Source organism: Enterobacter sp. BIDMC 30 (genome assembly GCF_000534355.1).
Lineage (GTDB): Bacteria > Pseudomonadota > Gammaproteobacteria > Enterobacterales > Enterobacteriaceae > Enterobacter > Enterobacter ludwigii.
Window position 1 is genome coordinate 2,546,443 of the sequence record NZ_KI973169.1, and the last position, 23,667, is coordinate 2,570,109.

Sequence of the window (23,667 nt, forward strand, 5' to 3'; positions counted from 1 at the left end):
ACGCCAGTCAAACCGAATAAAAAAAGCCAGCCACGAAGGCTGGCTTTTTTATACTAACAAATCTTAGAACTGGTAGGTCAGACCAACAGCAACGATGTTGTCGGTAGCAACGCCAGCTGCTTTAGTGAAGCTGCTGTCGTCAACCAGGTTGATTTTGTAATCAACGTAGGTAGACATGTTTTTGTTGAAGTAGTAGCTCGCGCCAACGTCAACGTATTCAACCAGATCCTGGTCGCCGTAAGTACCAATGTCTTTACCTTTGGATTTCAGGTAAGCAATGGATGGACGCAGACCGAAGTCGAACTGGTACTGAGCAACCACTTCGAAGTTCTGCGCTTTGTTAGCGATGAAACCGCTACCGAAGTTGGTCATGTTACGGGTTTCAGAGTAGGTGGTTGCCAGGTAGATGTTGTTGGCATCGTACTTCAGACCCGCAGCCCATACTTCCGCGTTTTCGCCACCTGCATTCAGATTGCTTGCAGCAGCAACCTGACGGTCAGTACGGTCAGATTTCGCGTAGGTAGCACCTACACCGAAGCCTTCGAATTCATAAGTAGAAGACAGACCCCAGCCGTCACCGTTCGCTTCGGTGATGTCGTTACGGTCGTTTTTACCCTGGTACTGAGCAGCTACGTTCAGGCCATCAACCAGACCGAAGAAGTCGGTGTTACGGTAAGTTGCAACGCCAGTCGTACGGCCAGTCATAAAGCCATCAGTCTGAGTCCAGGTATCACCACCGAATTCTGGCAGAACGTCAGTCCATGCGCCGATGTCGTAAGCAACACCGTAGTTACGACCGTAGTCGAAAGAACCGAATTCGTTGAATTTCAGGCCCGCGAATGCCAGACGGGTTTTGTTGCCGTCAGAACCCTGAGATTCAGAGCGGTTGCCTTTGAACTCGTATTCCCACTGGCCGTAACCGGTCATCTGGTCGTTGATCTGAGTTTCACCTTTGAAGCCCAGACGAACATAGGTTTTGTCGCCGTCGTTGCCAGCGTCATCAGAGAAATAGTGCAGACCTGTTACTTTGCCGTACAGATCCAGTTTGTTACCGTCTTTGTTAAAAACTTCAGCCGCGTTTACAACGCCTGCTGCCAACATGGAAGTCACTGCCACTGCAACTAATTTAAGTTTCATCTTAAATATTCCTTATAATTTTCTTCAGTATTTCCTGAGCCACTTTGAACGATTTCTAAACGAGGCTAATCATCAATGGCATGCTATTTTTAAGAATCTTGTAGTAGGGTTTCAATAATAAGTTTCAAAATATTAGTAATAATTTCAATTAGTGTGATCCGGATCGGATAAATTGCGGCTGTAACGAATGAGATGGTGGGGATTTGTGCATTTTTTGATGAATTATTCAACAAAACCATTGGCAGAAATATAGTTTTCAGCCGTTTTAGTTTCTTTTGTTAATTGTCGGTATTTTCTGTCTTTCTGCGCATTTGATATAAATGTCATTTGTTTAAAATCAGTGGGTTAACTATTTCATTATACGGGATAATCTTTGTTGGACCTGAAACACACAGAAACACACTATTGCACTTTGTGCTATATACATTGTTAATATTCGCAAGGGATTAATAACGTAACGGTGTCAAGTTATGTCAATAAAAGACGACGGGGATTTACGAAAGGGCGGTAATATAAACAGAATCTAAACGGCTTTTCTAACGCGCCGATCATTATTTTGACGCGCGATCACATATTAAATTTATGTTAATTCCCGCCGGGCGATTATGGACCCGGCAGAGAAGAGCGATATTATTTTCGCGTGGCGTACCAGCACAACAATGACCCGGCACAAACCATTAATGCGCCTTGCCAGAAAGAAAACGAGAGGGGGGAATTCAGCAATACGGCAGCAAGTGCTGCTGAGAGTACAGGCGTGAAATAGGATACCGCTGCGAGTACCGTGACGTTGCCATGAAGAATACCGATATTCCATGCCGCATAGCCAAACCCCAGTGCGACGCTGCACATGATGAGCTTCACGACCACCGGGAGAGTAAACACCATTTGCGGCTGTTCGCTGAACGCATATTTCACCCACAGACTGAGCGCGGTGAGCAGCACGAAAAGCGTTATCCCGTTTTGCCCGTTGGCAAACTTACTGGTGACGGTGCAGTAAGCCGCCCAGATAAAAGCCCCGGCGAACGCCAGCGCGTAGCTGAGCGGGCTTGAGATGACATTACGCATGATGTCATCAAGATGTAGCCCTTGTTCTCCGCCTAATACCCAACAGACGCCCAGCAATGAGACGGCTAAGCCCGGGATCACCCACAGGGTGGACCGTTGGGCGTTAAATAAAATGGCAAACACAATCGTCAGGCTTGGCCAGAGATAATTGACCATTCCCACTTCGATAGCCTGGGAGCGCGTTGCGGCATAGCCTAACGACAGGGCGAGGCAAATTTCATAGCTGACAAACAGCACGCTGCCGGCAATAAGATACCGGGGTGAAAACCGTCTGATATCAGGAAATCCTACCGTCACCAGGCACAGTAATCCGCTGAGGGTGTATATCATTGCTGCGCCTCCCACCGGTCCCAGCCCCTCACTGACGCTACGAATGAGGCCAACCATGGTGCTCCACAGCAGTATCGCCGCCAGTCCCGTGAGCGTTGCTCTCTTTCTGTCCATAACCCTGCCATCGCTATAAAAATCAAAGGAAAAATTTATAGCATTAATCCTCCTGCCATCGCGAATTATTCTCTTAAGTCTTTAATCAAAAAGAGGTATTTAAACTCCGTGGGGGTGACTATTAAGGGGGTGAAGACAAGTGACCTTGATTTGACGCAAAAAAAACAGGGGCTTTACTGCTAGTTTGCGGCGCGAAGTCTTAAATGAAAACGAGGACAACAATGGACGTCAGCCGCAGACAATTTTTTAAAATCTGCGCGGGCGGTATGGCCGGAACAACAGCCGCAATGCTGGGATTTGCACCCAAAATGGCGCTGGCTCAGGCACGCAACTATAAACTGCTGCGCGCTAAAGAGATCCGTAACACCTGCACATACTGTTCCGTAGGTTGTGGGCTTTTAATGTATAGCCTGGGCGATGGCGCGAAGAACGCCAAAGAAGCGATTTATCATATTGAAGGGGACCCGGATCATCCGGTGAGCCGTGGCGCACTTTGTCCGAAAGGGGCGGGTCTGCTGGATTATGTCCACAGCGAAAACCGTCTGCGCTATCCGGAATACCGTGCGCCAGGATCTGACAAATGGCAGCGTATCTCCTGGGATGAGGCGTTTTCCCGAATCGCAAAACTGATGAAAGCTGACCGCGACGCCAACTTTATCGAAAAGAACGCGCAGGGCGTTACGGTGAACCGCTGGCTGTCGACCGGCATGCTGTGCGCGTCCGCGGCAAGTAATGAAACCGGCATGCTGACGCAAAAATTTGTGCGTTCCCTCGGCATGCTGGCGGTAGATAACCAGGCGCGCGTCTGACACGGACCAACGGTAGCAAGTCTTGCTCCAACATTTGGTCGCGGTGCGATGACCAACCACTGGGTTGATATTAAAAACGCCAACGTCGTGATGGTGATGGGCGGTAATGCCGCTGAAGCCCATCCGGTGGGTTTCCGCTGGGCGATGGAAGCGAAAAACAATAACGATGCGACGCTGATCGTTGTCGATCCGCGCTTTACGCGTACGGCATCGGTGGCGGATATCTATGCGCCTATTCGCTCCGGTACGGACATTACGTTCCTCTCGGGCGTTCTGCTGTACCTGATTGAAAACAATAAAATTAACGCTGAATACGTTAAGCATTACACCAATGCCAGCCTCCTGGTACGGGATGATTTTGCCTTTGAAGAGGGGTTGTTCAGCGGTTATGACGCGGAAAAACGGCAGTACGATAAATCGTCCTGGAACTACCAGTTCGATGAAAACGGCTACGCCAGACGCGATGAGACCCTGAGCCATCCGCGCTGCGTATGGAATTTGCTGAAACAGCATGTTTCCCGCTATACGCCGGACGTCGTGGAGAATATCTGCGGTACGCCAAAAGCAGATTTCCTCAAGGTGTGTGATGTACTGGCCTCTACCAGCGCCGCCGACAGAACCACGACGTTCCTGTATGCGCTCGGCTGGACGCAGCATACCGTCGGTGCGCAAAACATCCGCACCATGGCAATGATCCAGCTGTTGCTCGGAAACATGGGGATGGCCGGCGGTGGCGTGAACGCCCTGCGCGGACACTCCAATATTCAGGGCTTGACCGATCTGGGCCTGCTGTCGACCAGCCTGTCAGGCTATCTGACGCTGCCGTCTGAAAAGCAGACTGATTTGCACAGCTATCTGGCGGCCAACACGCCAAAAGCGACGCGTGCCGATCAGGTGAACTACTGGAGTAACTATCCGAAGTTCTTCGTCAGCCTGATGAAGTCGTTCTATGGCGATGCCGCGCAGAAGGAAAACGACTGGGGCTTCGAGTGGTTGCCGAAATGGGACCAGGCCTATGACGTCATTAAGTATTTCAACATGATGGATAAGGGCAACGTTACGGGCTACATCTGCCAGGGCTTTAACCCGGTGGCGTCTTTCCCGGACAAAAACAAGGTCGTTCGCAGCCTGAGCAAACTGAAATACATGGTGGTTATCGATCCGCTGGTGACCGAGACCTCCAACTTCTGGCAGAACCACGGCGAGATGAACGACGTCGATCCTGCATCGATTCAGACCGAAGTGTTCCGCCTGCCGTCCACCTGTTTTGCAGAAGAAGACGGGTCGATTGCCAACTCCGGCCGCTGGCTGCAGTGGCACTGGAAAGGCCAGGATGCACCGGGTGAAGCGCGTAACGACGGCGAAATCCTCGCCGGGATTTACCATCGTCTACGTGAAATGTATCGCACCGAAGGGGGGAAAGGCGCTGAACCGCTGCTGAGGATGAGCTGGAATTACAAACAGCCGGACCATCCTGAATCCGAAGAGGTCGCCAAAGAGAATAACGGCGTTGCGCTGGCGGATCTGTATGACGCGAACGGCACGCTGCTGGCGAAGAAAGGGCAGTTGCTCAACAGCTTCGCGCTGCTGCGGGATGACGGCACGACCGCATCGTCATGCTGGATCTACACCGGCTGCTGGACGGAGCAGGGTAACCAGATGGCGAACCGCGATAACGCTGACCCGTCAGGGCTGGGCAATACGCTGGGCTGGGCGTGGGCATGGCCACTGAACCGTCGCGTGCTGTACAACCGTGCTTCTGCGGATATCAACGGCAAACCGTGGGATCCGAAACGGATGCTGATCGAATGGAACGGCAGCAAATGGACGGGTAACGATATTCCGGACTTCAGCACCGCCGCACCGGGCAGTGAGACCGGGCCGTTTATCATGCAGCCGGAAGGGCTGGGACGCCTGTTTGCCCTCGATAAGCTGGCGGAGGGGCCATTCCCGGAACACTACGAGCCAATGGAAACGCCGCTCGGTACCAACCCGCTGCACCCGAACGTCATATCCAGTCCGGTGGTGCGTATCTATGAAGAGGACGTCCTGCGTTTAGGCAAGAAGGACAGGTTCCCGTATGTCGGGACTACCTACCGCCTGACCGAGCATTTCCATACCTGGACCAAGCATGCACGGCTTAACGCCATTGCCCAGCCGGAACAGTTTGTGGAGATCAGCGAAACGCTGGCGAAAGCGAAGGGTATTGCCAACGGTGACCGCGTGAAGGTGAGCAGCAAGCGCGGCTTTATTCGCGCGGTTGCGGTGGTTACGCGTCGTCTGCAGGCGCTGAGCGTGCATGGTCAGCAGGTGGAAACCGTCGGTATTCCGCTGCACTGGGGCTTTGAAGGGGTGGCGCAAAAAGGCTACCTCGCCAATACCCTGACGCCAAACGTCGGCGATTCCAACTCGCAAACGCCGGAGTACAAAGCGTTTCTGGTCAACATCGAGAAAGCGTAAGGAGCGAATACATGGCAATGGAAACACAGGACATTATTAAACGCTCCGCGACCAACTCCATCACCCCCGCGCCTCGTGCGCGGGATGATAAGGCAGAAGTCGCCAAGCTTATCGATGTCACTTCCTGCGTAGGCTGTAAAGCCTGCCAGGTGGCCTGCTCGGAGTGGAACGATATCCGCGATGAAGTGGGACACTGCGTCGGGGTTTACGATAATCCGTCGGATCTGAGTGCCAAATCCTGGACGGTAATGCGTTTTAGCGAAACCGATCAGAACGGCAAGCTGGAGTGGCTGATCCGTAAAGACGGCTGTATGCACTGCGAAGATCCGGGGTGCCTGAAAGCCTGTCCGTCAGCCGGGGCCATCGTCCAGTACGCCAACGGAATTGTCGATTTCCAGCAGGATAACTGCATCGGTTGCGGCTACTGCATTGCGGGATGTCCGTTTAATATTCCGCGCCTCAGTAAAGAGGATAACCGGGTCTACAAATGCACCCTGTGTGTCGATCGCGTGAGCGTCGGGCAGGAGCCTGCCTGCGTGAAAACCTGTCCGACCGGGGCTATCCACTTCGGGACAAAAAGAGAGATGCTGGAGGTAGCCCAGCAGCGCGTGGACAAACTGAAAGCGCGCGGTTACGCCAGTGCGGGCATTTATAACCCGCAGGGTGTGGGGGGAACGCACGTGATGTATGTTCTGCACCATAACGACCAGCCGGAGCTGTACCACAATCTGCCGAAAGATCCTGCGATCGATACCTCGATCAACCTGTGGAAAGGGGCGCTCAAACCGCTCTCTGCGGCGGGCTTTATCGCTACTTTCTCCGGGTTGATTTATCACTACATCGGTATCGGACCCAACAAAGAGGTGGATGACGATGAGGAGGAACCTCATGAGTAAGTCATGGATTGTGCGCACGAAGTTTGTCGACCGCGCCTGTCACTGGACGGTAGTGATCTGCTTCTTCCTGGTGGCGGTCTCGGGGATCTCCTTTTTCTTCCCGACGCTGCAGTGGCTGACGGAAACCTTCGGGACGCCACAGATGGGGCGTATCTTGCATCCGTTCTTCGGCGTGCTGATTTTCGTGGTGCTGATGTTTATGTTTGCGCGCTTCGTACATCACAATATTCCGGATAAGCATGACATTCCATGGCTGAAGGGGATTATTGAGGTTCTAAAGGGCAATGAGCATAAGGTTGCGAAGGTCGGCAAATACAACGCCGGGCAGAAGATGATGTTCTGGACCATCATGAGCATGATTTTTGTGCTGCTGGTCACCGGCATCATTATCTGGCGGCCGTACTTTGCGCACTACTTCCCCATTCAGGTGATTCGCTACGCGCTGCTCATTCACGCGACGTCAGCCATTATTCTGATCCACGCCATCCTGATCCACATGTATATGGCCTTCTGGGTCAAAGGGTCGATTAAAGGCATGATTGAAGGGAAAGTGAGCCGCCGCTGGGCGCAGAAACACCACCCGCGCTGGTACCGTGACGTTGAGCGGCTGGAAGCGAAACAGGACAGTACGAAAGGGATGCCGTAAGTCCCGCGTTCGCGGGTCAGCGAATGACCCGCGAACGCTTCAGTCAAAAACGCTCTTCAACATACCGGAACGGGTATTGGGTCGGCTTCACTTTACCAATCTTACGCTTCGGCAAACTCACCGCTTCGATGTGAATGGCTTTGTACGGGATTTGCGCCAGCAGGTGCGAAATAATGTTCAGGCGCACGCGTTTTTTATCTTCCGAACGGGCGACAAACCACGGTGCCCAGGCGGTGTCGGTGGCTGCAAACATCGCATCTCGCGCCACGGTATATTCATCCCACAAATTGAAAGACTTAATGTCCATTGGCGATAATTTCCAGGTCTTTCGCCCGTCGTTAATACGATCGCGCAGACGACGCTCCTGTTCTTTCGGCGTGACCTCCAGCCAGTATTTGAGCAGGATGATCCCGGCATCCACCATTGCTTTTTCCATCACCGGCGTGCCATCAAGAAACTTCTCGACCTGCTCCGGTGTGCAGAATCCCATCACCCGTTCAACGCCCGCACGGTTGTACCAGCTGCGGTCAAAAATGACAATTTCGCCGGCGGCTGGCAGGTGGGGGACATAACGCTGGAAATAGAGCTGGGTCTTCTCTTTTTCCGTCGGGGCGGGGAGCGCAACAACCCGGAAGACGCGTGGGCTAACGCGTTCAGTGATGGCTTTAATGGTTCCGCCTTTACCGGCACCGTCGCGCCCTTCAAAGACAATACAGACCTTTAAACCCTTTGCGACGACCCACTGCTGGAGCTTAACCAGTTCAACGTGGAGGCGACGAAGCTCTTTTTCATACTCTTTCGTTTTTAACGGCTCATGCTTTATGACATCAACTGCGACACTGGTTTTCTTCTTGCTTCCCATGATTGTCATCCTCAGGTTGTCCGGCGCGGGAAAAAGCGGGGCCGCACTATGAAGTGTAATCCACCTGAATTAATGGATTAACGTGTCAGCCAGCTGATTTGAACTGGCTCACCATACAAGATTGTTCAATAATGCCTGTCGCGCGTTGTTAACCAGTGGTTGTGGTATGAAAAAGACAATTTTTTCGTTGGCACTTGGCACGTTTGGCCTGGGAATGGCTGAATTTGGCATTATGGGCGTATTAACTGAACTGGCCCATGACACCGGAATTTCAATTCCCGCCGCCGGGAATATGATTTCGTTTTACGCCTTTGGTGTGGTGATTGGTGCCCCGATTGTGGCGCTGTTCTCAGGTAAATTTTCGTTAAAATCCACGCTGTTGTTTCTGGTGGTGCTGTGTGCCGTCGGTAATGCAATTTTTACCTTTTCAACGTCGTATGCCTGGCTGGCGATAGGGCGGCTGATTTCCGGTTTTCCGCACGGCGCCATTTTTGGCGTCGGGGCGATTATTCTCTCGAGAATTGCGCCTCCGGGGAAGGTGACGGTCGCTGTGGCGGGCATGATAGCCGGCATGACGGTTGCCAATCTGGTGGGCGTACCGCTGGGTACCTGGCTGGGTCATGAATTCAGCTGGCGCTATACCTTCTTCCTGATTGCCCTGTTTGATGCTCTGGTGATCATCTCGGTACTGGTCTGGGTGCCGCACATCCATGATCGCTCCGAAATCAAATTGACCGCGCAATTTTCCTTTCTGAAAAAACCGGAGCCGTGGCTGATTTTTGCTGCCACCATGTTTGGCAATGCTGGCGTGTTTGCGTGGTTCAGCTTCGTCAAACCGTTTATGGTCAACGTCTCTGGCTTCTCCGAAGGCGTCATGACGGTCATCATGATGCTGATGGGGCTGGGTATGGTGTTAGGTAATCTCCTGAGCGGGAAATTATCGGGTCGCTTCAGTCCGCTGCGTATTGCCGCCACCACCGACATGGTCATTGTCGCGTCACTGCTGTTGCTATTCGCCTTTGGGGAACATAAAACGGCGTCGCTGGTGATGGGCTTTATCTGCTGCGCCGGGCTGTTTGCACTCTCTGCGCCGCTGCAAATTCTTCTCCTGCAAAATGCCAGGGGCGGTGAGATGTTGGGTGCCGCAGGCGGGCAAATGGCATTTAACCTCGGCAGTGCGATAGGGGCGTATTTTGGCGGGATGATGATCACGCTTGGCTTTAGCTGGAGCTATGTCACGCTGCCAGCGGCTGTGCTCTCATTCTCAGCCATGAGTTCACTGCTGATCTACGCACACCTTCGGGCCAGAAAGGCAGACGCCGGTTCGCTCGCTTCCGCACGTTGAACCGCGCCGGTAAGGCGCGGTAGAAGGGCATTAGACAAATTTCGCCAACGGATCGGCAGCGGCAAACGCCACGGCTTTGTCCGCTGCTGGCGGGTAGATAAGTTCATTGGTGATGGCGATTTTGATTTTCTTTGCGTCATCACGCACCGATTTGACGGCCTGATCCCACCCTTCAGTGTAAACGGCACCCCAGGCACCCAGGTCCAGACAGGTCACGTAGTTAACCTGGCGGTAAGGATAAGGCGTGCGATTCAACAGGCTGGCTGCCGCGTTGTGGCCGGCAAATTTACCCAACTGGATCGCGTGCTGGCAGGTCATTAGCGCCGTGTTCCCCATCTCGTCCGTTCTGGCGTAGGCCATATCTCCCGTCGCGTACACGTCCGGATGAGCCGGAACCTGCAGCGTTTCTGTCACTTTCAGACGCCCCTGGTTATCGCGTTCGCCGTTAATCTGTTGTCCAAGCGGGTTTGCTTCAACGCCTGCCGTCCAGACTACGGTTGCAGCGGGGATACGTTCGCCGTTTTTCAGCGTTACGCCGTTCGCATCGATGGCCTCAATTTCACTGTTCAGACGCCACTCAATCCCCAGTTCCTGGCTCGCGTCTTTAATGGTGTTACGCAATGCTTCACTGTATCGTCCGCCAATGACATGACCTCTTTCAACTACGATAACTCTTATCGCCGTATCATCGCCGAAGCGAGCGCGCAGTCGGGCAGGAAGCTCGGTTGCCAGTTCAATGCCGGTAAAACCGCCGCCACAGACAACCACGGTATTGCGCACAGTGGTGGAAGGGCGCGAGACAAGGGAGTCAAGATGCTGCTCAAAAGCCTGTGCGGATTCAAGCTGATCGATATTAAAGGCGTACTCAGCCAGCCCGGCAATCGGGGGACGCTTGCTCTGACTGCCGGTGGCCAGCACTAACCGCTCGTAACTCACTGCGGCAGTTACGCCATTCGCATCACGATAGGAAACACTTTTCCCTTTTATATCAATGAATTCTGCTTTGCCGGCGATAAAATCAATACCCAGTTCAGCGAACAGTCCGGTCAGCGGAGAGACCAGCGACGTCACGTTCTCTTCATAGAAGCGCGGGCGAACACGCAACTCGGGGGCGGGTGCCAGTACGGCGATCTTCAGGCTGTTATTGCCCTCCAGCGCATTCAGACGCGCGGCGCTGACGGCAGCCCACATGCCGGAAAAACCGGTGCCCACAATTAAAATCTGCTTCTTCATCTTCGATCCTTTTGATCATCACGCTGTATACCTGACATAACTGCAACTATACTTGTCGCAGTTAACTACGACAACTTCTTTCTGAGTTAAATTTTAATGCTGCATAAAATCAGCATGTTAATGAAAAAGGGGAGGGTAGTTGTGATTGTGGGCAATAACGCCGTTATAATGACCCAGATAAATAACTTCGGAGTTAACCATGGCGTTTTACAGTTCCGGTGTGGAATACGGCATTCACAGCCTGATGTGCATGGTGGATGCAAAAGGCAATGAGCGTGAGATGAGCGTCCGGGAAATGGCCGCCCTGCAGGGTGTGCCGTATGATTACCTGGGAAAAATCTTCACCCGTTTGTCACGTGCCGGGCTGGTGAGCAGCACGGAAGGTAAGGGCGGCGGGTTTAAACTGGCGCGCCCGGCGGAGTTGATCACCGTACTGGATGTGGCGCACGCCATTGACGGTGAGAAGAACATGTTTGAGTGTCGCGAGGTGCGTCAGCGGCTGGCGGTGTTTAATGAAACGCCTCCTGCCTGGGTGTGCAATGGCCCGTGTGGCGTACGTTCGGTCATGGACAGCGCACAGCAACGGATGGAAGAGGAGTTAGCGCGACATACCATTCTCGATCTGGCGCGCAAGATGTACCGCAAAGCGCCGGATACCTTTCAGATTGAGGTTCAGAAGTGGATTTCTGACCGGCGATCGTCGTAGTGAAATGCCGGGTAAGGCAAAACCGCCCCCCGGCAACCGGCGATTAAGAGCGTAAATCAATCACCATACGACCACGGATTTGACCCTGCTCCATCTCTTTAAAGATGGCATTGATATCTTCCAGCGGACGCATTGTCACTTTTGGCACCACTTTGCCCTCTGCCGCAAACTGGAATGCCTCCATCAGGTCCTGACGGGTTCCCACCAGCGAACCGACGACCTGAATGCCGTCCAGAACCAGGCGTGGAATATCCAGGCTCATCGCTTCCGGCGGCAGGCCAACGGCGACCACGCGGCCACCCGCACGCACGGCATCCACCGCTGAGTTGAAGGCTGCTTTTGCCACGGCAGTTACCACCGCGGCATGTGCGCCTCCGGTTTTCTCCTGAACAATTTTCGCTGCATCTTCGCTGCGAGAGTTAATGGTTAAATCTGCCCCCATGCTGGCGGCCAGTTTCAGCTGTTCATCGTTCACATCAATGGCGATGACCTTGGCGTTGAATACGTTTTTAGCGTACTGCAGCGCAAGGTTACCCAGACCACCAAGACCGTAAATCGCAATCCACTGGCCCGGCTTAATGTGGGACACTTTTACCGCTTTGTAGGTGGTGACCCCCGCGCAGGTGATGCTGCTCGCCGCTGCGGACTCCAGACCGTCCGGCACTTTTACCGCATAATCGGCGGTCACGATGCACTCTTCAGCCATCCCACCGTCAACGGAATAACCCGCGTTTTTCACATCCCGGCACAGGGTTTCGTTGCCGGTATTACAGTATTCGCAGTGTCCACAGCCTTCAAAAAACCATGCCACGCTCGCACGGTCGCCAATTTTCAGCGAGTTGACGCCTGGGCCAATCTCTTTAACGATCCCTATTCCTTCGTGACCCAGGATCACCCCGGTCTTATCGCCGAAATCACCGTTCTTCACGTGAAGATCGGTATGACATACGCCGCAGCATTCCATCTTCAGCAGGGCTTCTCCATGCTTAAGCGGACGTAATGATTTTTCGGTGACATTGACCTGATGATCCTGAGTGACAACAGCAGCCTTCATATGTTTCTCCTTGTTCATGATGAGATTCTGCATAGCAGGTGTACTACTTCTTAAGGATTAATACTTAGGCGCGTTAATGCAAGGTGGCAGCAACATAATGTCATCATTTGATTCGATTTCGGATTAAGAATACAGCGATCCTCTAATAATCAGGGGGGGTTCAGGGGGAGAGCGGCCCGGCGAGACACTCGCCGGGCGCGGACTTACAGTTTTGCTTCTATCGCCTCAATCTCCTGGCGCCATTGCGCCTGCAACTGCGGCTTCTGGTGCTTAGGTTTGCGGGCCAGGTCTTCCTCCAGCAATGTCTCCAGCGCGATCAGCCGTTCAAGCAGGTCGTCAAACTGCGAAGGGCGATCGTGCTGTTGTTTCGGTGAACACGGCGATGTTATCAGGTCTGCACTTTCACGCAGCCGTTCAAAGACCGCTTCGGCGTCATGCCATTCACTCAACCTGCCGTCCTCAATCAGCCAGAAACGGTTGCAGCTTTGGCTGATTAATTGACGGTCATGGCTGACCAGCAGCACGCCACCTTCAAATTGCTGCAGGGTTTCCGTTAGCGCCTCTTTGCCTTCCATGTCCAGATGGTTGGTCGGTTCATCCAGCATCAGCAGGCTATAGCGCGCTAACGTCAGGCCAACAAACAGCAGGCGAGAGCGTTCTCCACCGCTGAGCGTACTGACTTTCTGACCGTGACGTGGCCACGCAAAGCCGGCACCGATCAGGGCCATCTTGCGATTCTGCGGATCGGGTGCAAACGGCTCCAGTGCGTCAAACAGCGATGCATCGTCCGGGAGTTGGTTCAGCGTCTGGTCATAATAGCCAGGCGATACGCGTGGATGGAGTTTCAGCCCATCGTCAGCCTGCTCGCCGCGAAAATTCCGCCAGATCAGCTTCATCAGGGATGATTTACCGCAGCCGTTACGTCCAACGATGGCCACGCGGTCGCCGCTTTTGATACGCGCGATGTCAATGTTAAACAGCGCAGGCAGCCCGGGCGCCGGCGGCACCGCGAGGTTTTCCAGCTCCAGCAGACGGTCGGCCCGTAGCGCGTCGCCGCGCAGGGTTAATGTCCACTGACTTCCCGCCGTGACCTCCGTCTGGCTCTCTTTCAGCCGTTCAACCTGCTTTTCCATCTGTTTCGCTTTGCGGGCCAGGTCTTCGTTGTCGTAGACTTTGCCCCAGGTCGCCAGTCTTTTTGCGCTGGCCGCGACGCGGTCGATCTCCTTTTGTTCTGCCTTGTGGCGCTGCGCATCACTTTCGTCTTTCGCATCCAGCGCTTTGCGTGCGGCGGTGCAGGGAAGGGCAAAGTAATGCAGCATCTTATCGCGCAGGATCCAGCTGCCGTTGGTTACGGCATCCAGCAGCTGCCTGTCATGTGAAACCAGCACAAAGCTGCCTGACCAGGCCTGTAAAAATTGCTCCAGCCAGAGCATGGTGGGTAAATCGAGGTGGTTACTCGGTTCATCCAGCAGCAGCAGGTCCGGCGCATTAATTAAAGCCCGCGCCAGCAGCAGACGCGTATGTTGCCCGCCGCTCAACGTTGCCGAGGTTAATGTCCAGTCCTGCGGCGTAAAGCCCATACTCGCCAGCAGCGTTTCCGCTTTCCAGCGCAGGCTCTCGCGTTCAGCCGCAGGCAGTTGTGCCAGCACGGCATCCAGCATGCTCAGGGGATAAATCCCGTCCGGCAGATGTTGTTCTACGCGCGCCATGATGCAGTGCCCGGCCAGCGCGACCGTTCCGGCGGCAGGCGTGTCCGTACCGTCCAGCACCTTCAGCAACGTACTTTTACCGCAGCCGTTGTCGCCCAGCAGACCGATGCGATCGCCTTTTTTCAGCGTAAAGGAGAGCGAGTCGAAGAGCGTACCAAACGCCGTATCAACACGTAGAGATTGTGCAGTGAGTAAAGTGCTCATTGTTGCTTACCCAAGAGTTACAGGCATGTTTATGCCTCGTCAAACATCGCTGACGATAACTCAGTAAGCCCGAGAGAAGGGATTTCAGGGGTTGGTGTCTTCGCTCAAGCAGAAGTTATCGCAGCACGATACCGATAACGCTTGAGCTGGTGCGATCACCAAATGTATGTGAAACATTGAAAATTTCACAGTACAGCATAATTGGCCTCCTTATATATTCAGTAGGTTAATGGATGAAGGCAGTGTAGCGGGGATTTTACGGCCCGGCAAGCGCGGGCAGAATGGCAGGCCGGGAGGCATGATTGCCTGACCCGGCCTGTTCTTTAGATAGACGTTCTGCGATAGCTGCGGTATTCCGGCATCCAGAAGTTGTCGTCTATGGCCTGCTGCAGCGCATCGGCGGAGGTTTTCACCGCCACGCCTTGCTGCTGTGCCATTTTTCCTACTGCGAAAGCGATCGCGCGGGACACCTTATGAATGTCTTTCAGCTCTGGCAACACCAGGCCTTCACCGTTATTCACCAGCGGTGAGTGTTTCGCCAGGGTTTCGCTGGCGGACATCAGCATTTCGTCGGTAATGCGTGATGCACCGGACGCGATAACCCCCAGACCAATCCCCGGGAAGATGTAGGAGTTGTTGCACTGCGCGATCGGATAGGTTTTATCCTTCCACACCACCGGGTCGAACGGACTGCCGGTTGCCACCAGTGCGTTACCTTCGGTCCAGGCGATGATGTCCTGCGGCGTTGCTTCTACACGGGAAGTCGGGTTAGAGAGCGGCATCACGATAGGGCGTTCACAGTGCTTGTGCATTTCGCGAATAATCTCTTCGGTGAAGAGACCGGTTTGCCCGGAAACGCCGATAAGAATGTCTGGCTTCACGTTGCGCACCACGTCCAGCAGGGAGAGCACCTCGTTGTCGGTATCCCAGTTTTTCAGGTTCTCACGTTTCTGAACCAGTCGGGTCTGGAACGGCAGGAGGTTAGGCATACCGTCGGTCAGCAGGCCGAAACGGTCAACCATATAGACGCGGGAACGGGCCAGTTCTTCACTCAAGCCCTCGCGCTGCGTCTGAGCAATAATCTGCTCGGCAATACCGCAGCCCGCAGAGCCTGCCCCCAGGAAGACGATTTTCTGGTAGCTCAACTGGCTGCCTGCCGCACGGCTGGCGGCGATCAGCGTCCCAACGGTCACGGCGGCGGTGCCCTGAATGTCGTCGTTGAATGAACAGATGTCATCGCGGTAGCGGTTCAGCAGCGGCATGGCGTTCTTCTGAGCAAAGTCTTCAAACTGCAGCAGCACGTTCGGCCAGCGTGCCTTAACGGCCTGGATAAAATCATCAACAAACTGATAATACTCATCGTCGGTAATGCGCGGATGACGCCAGCCCATGTACAGCGGATCGTTGAGCAGCTGCTGGTTGTTGGTACCCACATCCAGCACTACCGGCAGGGTGTACGCCGGGCTGATACCCCCACAGGCGGTGTACAGCGAGAGCTTACCGATTGGGATCCCCATTCCGCCAATGCCCTGATCCCCGAGGCCGAGAATACGTTCCCCGTCGGTCACAACAATGACCTTGATGTTGTGGTTCGGCACGTTCTGCAGAATATCGTCCATATTGTGACGGTTCTGATAAGAGATGAATACGCCGCGGGAGCGACGGTAGATCTCAGAGAAACGTTCACACGCCGCACCCACCGTTGGGGTGTAGATCACCGGCATCATCTCTTCGAGGTGGTTCTGAACCAGGCGATAGAAGAGGGTTTCATTGGTGTCCTGAATGTTACGCAGGTAGATGTGCTTGTCGATTTCAGTCTTGAAACCTTGATACTGGATCCACGCACGTTCAGCCTGTTCTTCAATAGTTTCCACCACTTCGGGCAGCAGACCAAGCAGGTTGAAGCTGCTGCGCTCTTCCATGCTGAAGGCGCTGCCTTTGTTGAGCAGGGGGAATTCCAGTAAAACTGGACCGGCATAAGGGATATATAAGGAACGATGTTTTTTCAGTTTGTTGTCCATGTCACTCACTCTTTTTTTGAAGATCCGTCCCTGACACTGCTGTTTGTCATCTTTCTGGCCTGTGCGGTGGGGTGCGGTCAGGCGGTATTATAAAGGAGCTAAATGTTAATTACCGCAACACATAAACAAAAACACCATCGGTTTTGCCGATGGTGTTCAGGATCTCTTACTGGAACTTACTTGCCAGCGTGGCGTTTTCTGCCGGTGGCATGGGTGACTTGCGTTTCACTGTCGCCCTCAATCACCACTTTACGTTGGTTAGAAAGCTTGTAGTTCAGTCCCAGAATATGGCGTGCCTGACGGTTCGATTTCATCTTTACTCCTCAATCCTGTTGATAGTTTTAAGGACAAGTTTGCTTACGCAAACGAAATGTAACCCCTTAGGTTGCAGATCCAGCTTAGCAGGTTTTTACAAAGAGGCATTCTGTCCACTGACCACGTAGTTAATGGTCTGTTGGTAGATGTCACTGAGGATGTCATTGTCTGTGGATTCCACCCATTTGGTCAGTTCCATCAAAATGTCATCTTCAGTCACAGCACCGTGTTCGGCGTGAAGACCTTGTGCGATTGCGTTAACGAGTTCAGGTTGTGCTGCTGCAGTATTTGCCGGGTAATAAGTAAACATGCTGCCTCCGTGTCGTTGTCTGTGTAATGGTACGGCTCGCAAAAAATGTAATTCACAAACAGAATGGCAAATATTTTCCTTGCTGTGTCTAAGATTCATCTTAGAAATAAAAATGACATAAGTGCATGCTTTTAGACACTTTTAGAAATGGAGGAATAATGACAGGGGACGAGGGGGGATATTTTGATGCCGCTCCTGCTATCCGAGAAAATAGCAGGAGCAGAGATTAATTTACCATTTCATTTCGCCGGTATTCACTTTCGCACTTAATTCCAGCGAGCTCTCTTCGGCCAGGCCCGGATACGCTTTTTTCATGGCGCTAATGACGCCAGCAGAATCTTTGTGATTAGCCAGCGTCTGCTCGAACCGCTGCAGATATTCACGGGTAAAATCGATAGCGCCGGTACCTGACGGTGGCGTCCCCAGATAGTGACCCGGGATCACGCGCTCAGGTTTGTGCGCCGCCATGTTTTCCAGCGTATCCTGCCACTGCTGGCGACGTGCGCGGGTCTGGGTATCGGCCGTCCACAGATGGATGCCCCATGAAACGCCCGTGCCGCCAAGAATCGTCTTCGCTGATGGGATCCAGACATAGGCCGCGTAGCTGTCTGGCTGTTCAATATCGATTTTCTCACCATCAACCATAAACGTGGTGGAGGTCAGCACCTGGGGAACGATCAGCGTTGTTGGCGCGCCGTCTTTCATCTGTGGGCCCCAGAAGGCCAGCTTGGCATCTTTGGTGGCCTTGATATGGTCAACCACCTGCTGAGTCGCCACGACTTTCGCATTCGGGAATGCTTTAACCAGCGGTTGCAGACCAAAGTAGAAGTCCGGATCGCCGGAGGTGATCACAATCTTGTTCAGGGTTTTACCGCTGCGGCGAATTTTCTCCACCAGTGCTTCACCGTCTTTCACGCTGAACTGCGCGTCAAACAGGACGGCCTCTTTCGGGCCAGACACCAGCGTCGACGAGACCGCAAAGATGCCTTTCTCCTGCGGGTTCCAGGTATCAATGGTCAACGGTGCGGCGAAGACCGCCGGCGTGAAGAGGGTGCATAGCAGTGCAAGGCGAGTGAGCTTCATCATCATGTCTCTTTTTATCAGGAAAGACCCTATTGTACCGAACTCTCCATTTGCCAGAATTCCTGAAACAAGACATGCTTAGTTTCATAAATCGAGCAAATGGAGCGTTATATGGATCGCGTTATTGCCGCACAGGTCTATAACCGGATTTGCGAGCTGGGAAGTTTGAGTGCCGCAGCCCGTGCGCTGGGCATTTCCCGGCCCATGGTAAGCCGTTATCTTGAGCAGATGGAGAAGTGGGCGGGGACCCGGCTGGTGAATCGCTCAACGCGCAAGCTGACGCTGACCGCAGCAGGGGAAAAGGTACTGCTGAAAACGCGTACCCTTTCGCAACTGTCGCAGGAGATTGAAGGCCAGTCGGAGAAAGATTTACCTTCCGGCACCTTACGGGTAGCCTGCGCGCACTTTACCGCCATGCACATGATTGCGCCGGTACTGCCCGGGCTGCTGGCGCGTTATCCGCAGCTCAGAATTGAACTGGATGTGAATAACCATCCCGTGAGTCTGGTGGGCGAGCGTATTGACGTAGCCGTGCGTATTACCGATAACCCGGAGCCGGGGATGATTGCCCGTAGGCTGGGCGAGTGCCGTTCGGTGCTTTGCGCCTCGCCGGACTATCTTGCGCAGCACGGCACGCCCGTGACGCCTGAGGATTTGGCGCAGCACAATTGCCTGCATTACAGCTTCTTCGCGGGTCAGTCGTGGCATTTTGTGACGCTGGAAGGCGAAAGCGTGAGCGTCGCGGTGAGCGGCAATCTTAGCGCCAGCATCTCGTCGTTGTTGATGGACGCGGCGGTTAAACATTGCGGTATTGCAATGCTGCCCGAGCACGAAGCGCAAGGGGCGCTCGAGCAAGGACTGCTGGTCCCGGTGCTAACAGACTTAGTGCCTAAGCCGCTCGCCATTCACGGGATTTACCAGTCGCGGGAATATCAGCCTGCGGCCCTCCGCGTCTTTCTTGATGAAATTGCAGGGCATCTGAACTGATGCCCGCGCAGTGAGCCTGTGGCTTATTTCGTCGTCAGCCAGGGCGACGTTGTGCTCCAGAAAATAATATCTGCGCCGAGATACGCTTCTGCGAACTGAACAAATTCATCTTTGGTGAAGGGCTTGCCGGTAGCCGGGTTTCGGTAGGTGAGCGTGGGCTCCTGAACGGCCATGGCGACCAGCGGCAGTTTGTTTTTATACTGGTTAAAGAACGGATAGGCGTTTTTCATTTGCGCCTTGCGGTTGGGAACAATATCCGGTCCGCCAAGCCCGATATTATGGGCACTGGCGTATTCGAACAGCCGCCCCATGTAATTATGGTCATTGTTCCATTCACACGGCCAGAAGTTCACATATTGTACGACATGGGATTGCGTGAAAACCTTTCGCGCAAAGGCGAGATTTTCCATTTCTCCGGCAAAATAGTTGTCGCACGAAAATCCTGTCGGCGGCTTTTTCTCATCAAGGTCAATCGCGGTTTCCGGTAAGTTCACACCGTAAACCTGGCCATCAAAACGCTTCGCCAGGGCTGCCAGTAAGGCTTGATACCGTTCACGCACGGCAGGATCCCACTGCCGGGCTACCCAGCCTGAACCTGTAGGTTTCCCTTCACCAGGATTGTCAAACTGCGGAGAAATACCACCGCTGTACTTTGTGTCTGCCATCAGATAATCAGGGACATACCGGGCATCTTTTTCGAAGAAGCGATCCTGAATTTGAATAAACAGCTTTTTATTGCTGGCCTTCAGGCGCGCCAGGTCTCGCTCTATGGATGAAAAGTCATATCTGTTTTTCTCAGGCTCCAGTGCACGCCAGTTATAAACGATCTGCGCGCCACCGATATCACGACGGGCGATAAGCGCGGCGGCGGCATCAAGGTCGCCCGAGCTGGTATAGATAAAATTCTCCGGCGTGCTGGCAAAGAGGGGGAGCGTCACGGCGAGCGTGGTCAGTGCCACGACAATCCTGGTGTTTAGCATCATAGGCCTTTCCCTTTTGATGGTTCGAAGTGATGTATCGCATCAGTGCCAACCAGAATACTCTGTGTTCCAGGACGCGTCAGATCTCTGGTCTATACTTAACCCTTTGTAAGCCAAAAGGAGAGCAAGAATGACAATTCATAAGCACGGTTCAGCACACTGGTCTGGCGATATTAAACGCGGAAAAGGAACTGTTTCTACCGAGAGCGGCGTTCTCAATCAACAGCCTTACGGCTTCAACACCCGTTTTGAAGGCGAAAAAGGGACCAACCCGGAAGAACTGATTGGTGCCGCACACGCAGCCTGTTTTTCGATGGCACTGTCGCTGATGCTGGGCGAAGCAGGCTATACCGCCGATTCCATTGATACCACCGCCGACGTGTCACTGGATAAAAAAGAGGGCGGTTTCGCCATTACGAAGGTCGCACTGCAGAGCAAGGTTACTGTCCCTGGCATTGACCCTCAGCAGTTCGATGGCGTTATTCAGAAAGCGAAAGCCGGCTGCCCGGTTTCACAGCTGCTGAACGCGGAAATCACGCTGGATTACACGCTCAATTAAACCAAAGCTCATTAAAAGCCCTCATGCGCGCAGCTGTGCGCATGAGGATAGGTGTATTTGTGGGTAGCAAAAGGAATCTTAACGCGTGCCGGTTGCGTTAAGGCTGATAATGGGCATGATGGCCACATTACCTGCGTAAAAGAGATCTGAATTCGTAAACGAATAAACACGCCCGGTGAGGTTTACATTGACGTGAGAGCCGTAGCCAGAGATTTTGGCGTCGCCAGTGTCAGCTACCATAAAGGGTGAGCGTTTCTTCAGGTGCTTCAACAGATTACCCTGCAGTTTTGTGTCCAGGTAATAGCGATAAACATCTGAAACCGTCGCACCCCCGCCTTTGTACTTTGTAACGTACAAATAGACCTCGGGTGTAATTTGTTGTTGTGAGTAAAGGTCATCATCCGGTGGCTGGTTTGCAAAATACTGAAACCCTACAAAAACCAGCAGCGCGGCAGTTAGCGCTCTGTGCAGCCACTTAATAACCGTGCTGTTTGGCATAATCTATTCCCTGTTTAATCCAAAACTGGTCATGAGGGTCATCCCCATAAGGTAACTCACCGTACCATGTTCCCCATTGCGGCTTCGACGTTCCCGCCCGGCTTTGTGCAAAACCCGCGCCCATATACAAGGTTGCTTCTGGTATCCCTGCTGCAAACCCGGTGGCCCCATAATTAAAATTACCAAAATTAGCCAGGTCACGGCGTTGCTGTTTGTAATCCCACGGGCCACGATTTTTGACCTGTTGATAGAACCAGTAATAGGTTTGCGGTAGCGCCATATTCCGCCCTGCGCCATGCGTGCTAGCTTCACGCATATTGCTATCAATTAACCTTGTGCCTCCACTCGGTATTTGTGGCAATACAGCCATAACGTCATCCTTAAAGTTTGATTTTTGGGTAGATATCAACCCATTATCCGCACCAGGTCAATAAAAAACGCTGAATTAAAGGATAGAAATAAATGCATTAGCACCGGATTTTCATGGACTATAAAGTTTATCCGTACTTTGCTCCGGCTATCCCTTCAGCGCGGCAGGAAACACCTCTGCCAGCCAGGCGATAAACACTCTCAGTCGATGTGTCAGATGCCGGTTCTGCGGATAAACCACATGAAACGGATAAGCGTCAGGTCGCCAGTCACTAAGAATTTCAGTTAACGTCCCCGCCTGTAAATGCCTTTTTGCCGAATACTGAAACGTCTGAATAATGCCTAAACCTGCCACCGCCGCCGCCAGATGAGCATTGCTTTCATTGACCCCAAGGAAGTGCGGAATGCTTATTTCCAGCCTTTCTCCCTTTTCCCTGAAGCGAAACGGGAACGCCCGACCGGTGACGGGAGAAAGGTAGCTAATCAGCTTATGGCCATTGCACAGCTCCCGCGGATAGGCCGGTACGCCATGATGTTTTAAATAATCGGACGTCGCGCAGGTGACCATTTCAGCGTCGCCCAGATGACGGGCAATAAGGGAGGAGTCGTCCAGAGGGCCGCCGCGGATCACGCAGTCAACGTTACCGCTGATCAAATCCACGGGCCGGTCGGCCACGCCAAGATCGATGCGTATTTCCGGATAACGCTGCATAAATTCCGGGAGCAGGGGGATCAGCACGTCGCGCGCGGTTGAACCGCCCACATCCACCCGCAGATGGCCTTTCGGCGTCGCGCGAGAAACGCGAAACGACGTATCAATATCTTCAATATCAATCAGCACCCTGAGCGCTTTTTCATAGTACCCGGCACCTTCTGGTGTGGTGACTACCCGTCGTGTCGTGCGGTGTAAAAGCCGGATCTCCAGGTGCGCTTCGAGCGATTTCACCAATTTGCTCAGGGTGGCGATAGGCATATTCAGAGAATCAGCCGCACGCGTAAAACTTCCGGTTTCCACCACCCGCGTAAATGCGCGCATTGCCATGAGCTGGTCCATTCGTACTCCGGATTATTTCCACCTGTGAATAGTGATTTTCATTTTTGCCCGTTTTTCATTAATCCTGCAACCGATAGAGTTTATTCAACGCAAGCGAAAACCTCTTCAACCGTTTTTGCGGGCATCCTGAAAACATGATTAAAGGTGAATAATATGAATACATCTCTCGCAGGTAAAATTGCCCTGGTTACGGGCGGTAGCACAGGTATCGGTCTCGCCACCGCGCAGGAACTGGCGGCTCAGGGCGCGAAGGTTTATATCACCGGACGTCGTCAGGCGGAGCTGGACGCTGCTGTTGCACAAATTGCCACCGCGGCGGTCGGCATCCGTGCGGACGTCTCTCAACTTTCCGACCTCGATAAAGTCTATGCGCAGATTGCAAAAGACGAAGGGCGTCTGGATATTCTGTTCGCCAATGCGGGGGGTGGCGACATGCTGCCGTTAGGCGCTATCACTGAAGAGCAGTTTGACCGCATCTTTGCAACCAACGTTCGCGGTGTACTGTTCACCGTGCAAAAAGCGTTACCGCTGTTATCTGCCGGATCGTCGATCATTCTGACCGGATCCACGGTGTCCATTAAAGGAACCGCAAACTTTAGCGTATACAGCGCCAGTAAAGCCGCCGTGCGCAACTTTGCCCGTTCGTGGGCGCTGGATTTGCAGGGGCGCGGTATTCGCGTCAACGTGGTGAGCCCGGGCCCCATCAAAACCCCGGGGCTGGGTGACCTGGTGCCGGAAGAACATCGTCAGGGGCTGTATGACGCGCTGGCCGCCCAGGTGCCGCTGGGACGCTTAGGCGCGCCGGGGGAAGTGGGGAAAGCGGTGGCGTTTCTGGCCTCAGATGCAGCAAGCTTTATCAACGCCACCGAACTGTTTGTCGACGGTGGAATGGCGCAAATTTAAACGTGAAACAGCGCCACC

The 23,667-nt window shown here is 53.4% G+C and carries 22 protein-coding genes; 8 read left to right on the forward strand and 14 right to left on the reverse strand.

Going from position 1 to position 23,667, the window contains the following annotated elements:
• Positions 1-63: 63 nt before the first annotated feature.
• Both ompC and yddG read right to left on the reverse strand, forming a co-directional pair.
• The gene (ompC, locus tag L466_RS10270; RefSeq protein WP_032678230.1) at positions 64-1,137 is read right to left on the reverse strand and encodes a porin OmpC; all 1,074 of its coding nucleotides are present in this window, start codon (positions 1,135-1,137) and stop codon (positions 64-66) included.
• Positions 1,138-1,767: 630 nt separating this feature from the next.
• Positions 1,768-2,646, reverse strand: coding sequence for an aromatic amino acid DMT transporter YddG (yddG, locus tag L466_RS10265; RefSeq protein ID WP_032680952.1), 879 nt, complete (start codon positions 2,644-2,646; stop codon positions 1,768-1,770).
• Between the two features lie 221 nt (positions 2,647-2,867).
• Between yddG and fdnG the strand changes: the two genes are divergently transcribed.
• Genes fdnG through fdnI form a run of 3 tightly spaced genes read left to right on the forward strand, consistent with a single transcriptional unit; the run spans position 2,868 to position 7,457 of the window.
• Positions 2,868-5,915, forward strand: a complete 3,048-nt coding sequence (fdnG, locus tag L466_RS10255) for a formate dehydrogenase-N subunit alpha (RefSeq protein ID WP_150343157.1) — start codon at positions 2,868-2,870, stop codon at positions 5,913-5,915.
• An 11-nt stretch (positions 5,916-5,926) separates the two neighbouring features.
• The gene (fdxH, locus tag L466_RS10250; protein WP_032680954.1) at positions 5,927-6,811 is read left to right on the forward strand and encodes a formate dehydrogenase subunit beta; all 885 of its coding nucleotides are present in this window, start codon (positions 5,927-5,929) and stop codon (positions 6,809-6,811) included.
• Positions 6,804-7,457: a formate dehydrogenase-N subunit gamma gene (fdnI, locus tag L466_RS10245; RefSeq protein WP_032680955.1), complete on the forward strand. Its 654-nt coding sequence runs from the start codon at positions 6,804-6,806 to the stop codon at positions 7,455-7,457. The genes fdxH and fdnI overlap by 8 nt, the downstream gene beginning before the upstream one ends.
• Positions 7,458-7,500: 43 nt before the next feature.
• On the opposite strand, the gene ppk2 is transcribed toward fdnI, so the two are convergent.
• Positions 7,501-8,319: a polyphosphate kinase 2 gene (ppk2, locus tag L466_RS10240; RefSeq protein WP_025204134.1), complete on the reverse strand. Its 819-nt coding sequence runs from the start codon at positions 8,317-8,319 to the stop codon at positions 7,501-7,503.
• A gap of 166 nt (positions 8,320-8,485) precedes the next feature.
• Here ppk2 and araJ point away from each other — a divergent pair, with 166 nt between their 5' ends.
• Positions 8,486-9,664 carry an MFS transporter AraJ gene (araJ, locus tag L466_RS10235; RefSeq protein WP_032680956.1) on the forward strand — a complete coding sequence of 393 codons (1,179 nt, stop codon included), beginning with the start codon at positions 8,486-8,488 and terminating at the stop codon, positions 9,662-9,664.
• A 30-nt stretch (positions 9,665-9,694) separates the two neighbouring features.
• Here araJ and L466_RS10230 read toward each other — a convergent pair whose 3' ends face one another.
• Positions 9,695-10,897: an NAD(P)/FAD-dependent oxidoreductase gene (locus tag L466_RS10230; RefSeq protein ID WP_032680957.1), complete on the reverse strand. Its 1,203-nt coding sequence runs from the start codon at positions 10,895-10,897 to the stop codon at positions 9,695-9,697.
• A 199-nt stretch (positions 10,898-11,096) separates the two neighbouring features.
• On the opposite strand from L466_RS10230, the gene L466_RS10225 reads away from it, so the two are divergent.
• Positions 11,097-11,603: an RrF2 family transcriptional regulator gene (locus L466_RS10225; RefSeq protein WP_032680958.1), complete on the forward strand. Its 507-nt coding sequence runs from the start codon at positions 11,097-11,099 to the stop codon at positions 11,601-11,603.
• A gap of 43 nt (positions 11,604-11,646) precedes the next feature.
• Here the strand turns inward: L466_RS10225 and adhP are convergent, their stop codons facing one another.
• From adhP to L466_RS10195, 6 genes are all read right to left on the reverse strand, one after another.
• On the reverse strand, positions 11,647-12,657 hold the full coding sequence (gene adhP, locus L466_RS10220) for an alcohol dehydrogenase AdhP (RefSeq protein WP_025204137.1): 1,011 nt from the start codon (positions 12,655-12,657) through the stop codon (positions 11,647-11,649).
• Between the two features lie 203 nt (positions 12,658-12,860).
• Complete coding sequence (locus tag L466_RS10215) at positions 12,861-14,570, reverse strand: ABC-F family ATP-binding cassette domain-containing protein (protein WP_032680959.1); 1,710 nt, start codon at positions 14,568-14,570, stop codon at positions 12,861-12,863.
• Positions 14,571-14,893: 323 nt separating this feature from the next.
• Positions 14,894-16,591 carry an NAD-dependent malic enzyme gene (locus L466_RS10210; protein WP_020884079.1) on the reverse strand — a complete coding sequence of 566 codons (1,698 nt, stop codon included), beginning with the start codon at positions 16,589-16,591 and terminating at the stop codon, positions 14,894-14,896.
• Positions 16,592-16,767: 176 nt separating this feature from the next.
• A complete protein-coding gene (gene sra, locus L466_RS10205; RefSeq protein ID WP_013096533.1) occupies positions 16,768-16,905 on the reverse strand; it encodes a stationary-phase-induced ribosome-associated protein in 138 nt (45 codons plus the stop codon).
• Positions 16,906-17,000: 95 nt separating this feature from the next.
• Positions 17,001-17,216 (reverse strand): biofilm-dependent modulation protein, encoded by a 216-nt coding sequence (bdm, locus tag L466_RS10200; RefSeq protein ID WP_020884080.1) that lies wholly within the window; start codon positions 17,214-17,216, stop codon positions 17,001-17,003.
• A gap of 231 nt (positions 17,217-17,447) precedes the next feature.
• Positions 17,448-18,299, reverse strand: coding sequence for a Vmh family MBL fold metallo-hydrolase (locus tag L466_RS10195; protein ID WP_025204138.1), 852 nt, complete (start codon positions 18,297-18,299; stop codon positions 17,448-17,450).
• 111 nt (positions 18,300-18,410) lie between these two features.
• Here L466_RS10195 and L466_RS10190 point away from each other — a divergent pair, with 111 nt between their 5' ends.
• Positions 18,411-19,286 carry a LysR family transcriptional regulator gene (locus L466_RS10190; protein ID WP_071993105.1) on the forward strand — a complete coding sequence of 292 codons (876 nt, stop codon included), beginning with the start codon at positions 18,411-18,413 and terminating at the stop codon, positions 19,284-19,286.
• A gap of 23 nt (positions 19,287-19,309) precedes the next feature.
• Here L466_RS10190 and L466_RS10185 read toward each other — a convergent pair whose 3' ends face one another.
• Positions 19,310-20,269: a hypothetical protein gene (locus L466_RS10185; RefSeq protein ID WP_032680961.1), complete on the reverse strand. Its 960-nt coding sequence runs from the start codon at positions 20,267-20,269 to the stop codon at positions 19,310-19,312.
• Positions 20,270-20,396: 127 nt separating this feature from the next.
• Here L466_RS10185 and L466_RS10180 point away from each other — a divergent pair, with 127 nt between their 5' ends.
• Positions 20,397-20,825: an OsmC family protein gene (locus L466_RS10180; RefSeq protein WP_014170171.1), complete on the forward strand. Its 429-nt coding sequence runs from the start codon at positions 20,397-20,399 to the stop codon at positions 20,823-20,825.
• Positions 20,826-20,903: 78 nt separating this feature from the next.
• Here L466_RS10180 and L466_RS10175 read toward each other — a convergent pair whose 3' ends face one another.
• The 3 genes from L466_RS10175 to L466_RS10165 all read right to left on the reverse strand — a co-directional run bounded on the left by L466_RS10175 (position 20,904) and on the right by L466_RS10165 (position 22,746).
• Positions 20,904-21,323, reverse strand: coding sequence for a hypothetical protein (locus L466_RS10175; RefSeq protein WP_014170170.1), 420 nt, complete (start codon positions 21,321-21,323; stop codon positions 20,904-20,906).
• Positions 21,301-21,693 carry a polymorphic toxin type 44 domain-containing protein gene (locus tag L466_RS10170; RefSeq protein WP_032680962.1) on the reverse strand — a complete coding sequence of 131 codons (393 nt, stop codon included), beginning with the start codon at positions 21,691-21,693 and terminating at the stop codon, positions 21,301-21,303. Before L466_RS10170 ends, L466_RS10175 begins: the two co-directional genes overlap by 23 nt.
• A 147-nt stretch (positions 21,694-21,840) precedes the next feature.
• Positions 21,841-22,746 carry a LysR family transcriptional regulator gene (locus tag L466_RS10165; protein WP_032680963.1) on the reverse strand — a complete coding sequence of 302 codons (906 nt, stop codon included), beginning with the start codon at positions 22,744-22,746 and terminating at the stop codon, positions 21,841-21,843.
• A 153-nt stretch (positions 22,747-22,899) separates the two neighbouring features.
• Here L466_RS10165 and L466_RS10160 point away from each other — a divergent pair, with 153 nt between their 5' ends.
• On the forward strand, positions 22,900-23,649 hold the full coding sequence (locus L466_RS10160; protein ID WP_020884087.1) for an SDR family NAD(P)-dependent oxidoreductase: 750 nt from the start codon (positions 22,900-22,902) through the stop codon (positions 23,647-23,649).
• Positions 23,650-23,667: the final 18 nt, after the last annotated feature.

Coding starts and splice junctions, on each gene's coding strand:
- ompC (WP_032678230.1), bottom strand. CDS start 1,137: ATGAAACTTAAATTAGTTGCAGTGGCAGTGACTTCCATGTTGGCAGCA.
- yddG (WP_032680952.1), bottom strand. CDS start 2,646: ATGGACAGAAAGAGAGCAACGCTCACGGGACTGGCGGCGATACTGCTG.
- fdxH (WP_032680954.1), top strand. CDS start 5,927: ATGGCAATGGAAACACAGGACATTATTAAACGCTCCGCGACCAACTCC.
- fdnI (WP_032680955.1), top strand. CDS start 6,804: ATGAGTAAGTCATGGATTGTGCGCACGAAGTTTGTCGACCGCGCCTGT.
- ppk2 (WP_025204134.1), bottom strand. CDS start 8,319: ATGGGAAGCAAGAAGAAAACCAGTGTCGCAGTTGATGTCATAAAGCAT.
- araJ (WP_032680956.1), top strand. CDS start 8,486: ATGAAAAAGACAATTTTTTCGTTGGCACTTGGCACGTTTGGCCTGGGA.
- L466_RS10230 (WP_032680957.1), bottom strand. CDS start 10,897: ATGAAGAAGCAGATTTTAATTGTGGGCACCGGTTTTTCCGGCATGTGG.
- L466_RS10225 (WP_032680958.1), top strand. CDS start 11,097: ATGGCGTTTTACAGTTCCGGTGTGGAATACGGCATTCACAGCCTGATG.
- adhP (WP_025204137.1), bottom strand. CDS start 12,657: ATGAAGGCTGCTGTTGTCACTCAGGATCATCAGGTCAATGTCACCGAA.
- L466_RS10215 (WP_032680959.1), bottom strand. CDS start 14,570: ATGAGCACTTTACTCACTGCACAATCTCTACGTGTTGATACGGCGTTT.
- L466_RS10210 (WP_020884079.1), bottom strand. CDS start 16,591: ATGGACAACAAACTGAAAAAACATCGTTCCTTATATATCCCTTATGCC.
- sra (WP_013096533.1), bottom strand. CDS start 16,905: ATGAAATCGAACCGTCAGGCACGCCATATTCTGGGACTGAACTACAAG.
- bdm (WP_020884080.1), bottom strand. CDS start 17,216: ATGTTTACTTATTACCCGGCAAATACTGCAGCAGCACAACCTGAACTC.
- L466_RS10195 (WP_025204138.1), bottom strand. CDS start 18,299: ATGAAGCTCACTCGCCTTGCACTGCTATGCACCCTCTTCACGCCGGCG.
- L466_RS10190 (WP_071993105.1), top strand. CDS start 18,411: ATGGATCGCGTTATTGCCGCACAGGTCTATAACCGGATTTGCGAGCTG.
- L466_RS10185 (WP_032680961.1), bottom strand. CDS start 20,269: ATGATGCTAAACACCAGGATTGTCGTGGCACTGACCACGCTCGCCGTG.
- L466_RS10180 (WP_014170171.1), top strand. CDS start 20,397: ATGACAATTCATAAGCACGGTTCAGCACACTGGTCTGGCGATATTAAA.
- L466_RS10175 (WP_014170170.1), bottom strand. CDS start 21,323: ATGCCAAACAGCACGGTTATTAAGTGGCTGCACAGAGCGCTAACTGCC.
- L466_RS10170 (WP_032680962.1), bottom strand. CDS start 21,693: ATGGCTGTATTGCCACAAATACCGAGTGGAGGCACAAGGTTAATTGAT.
- L466_RS10165 (WP_032680963.1), bottom strand. CDS start 22,746: ATGGACCAGCTCATGGCAATGCGCGCATTTACGCGGGTGGTGGAAACC.
- L466_RS10160 (WP_020884087.1), top strand. CDS start 22,900: ATGAATACATCTCTCGCAGGTAAAATTGCCCTGGTTACGGGCGGTAGC.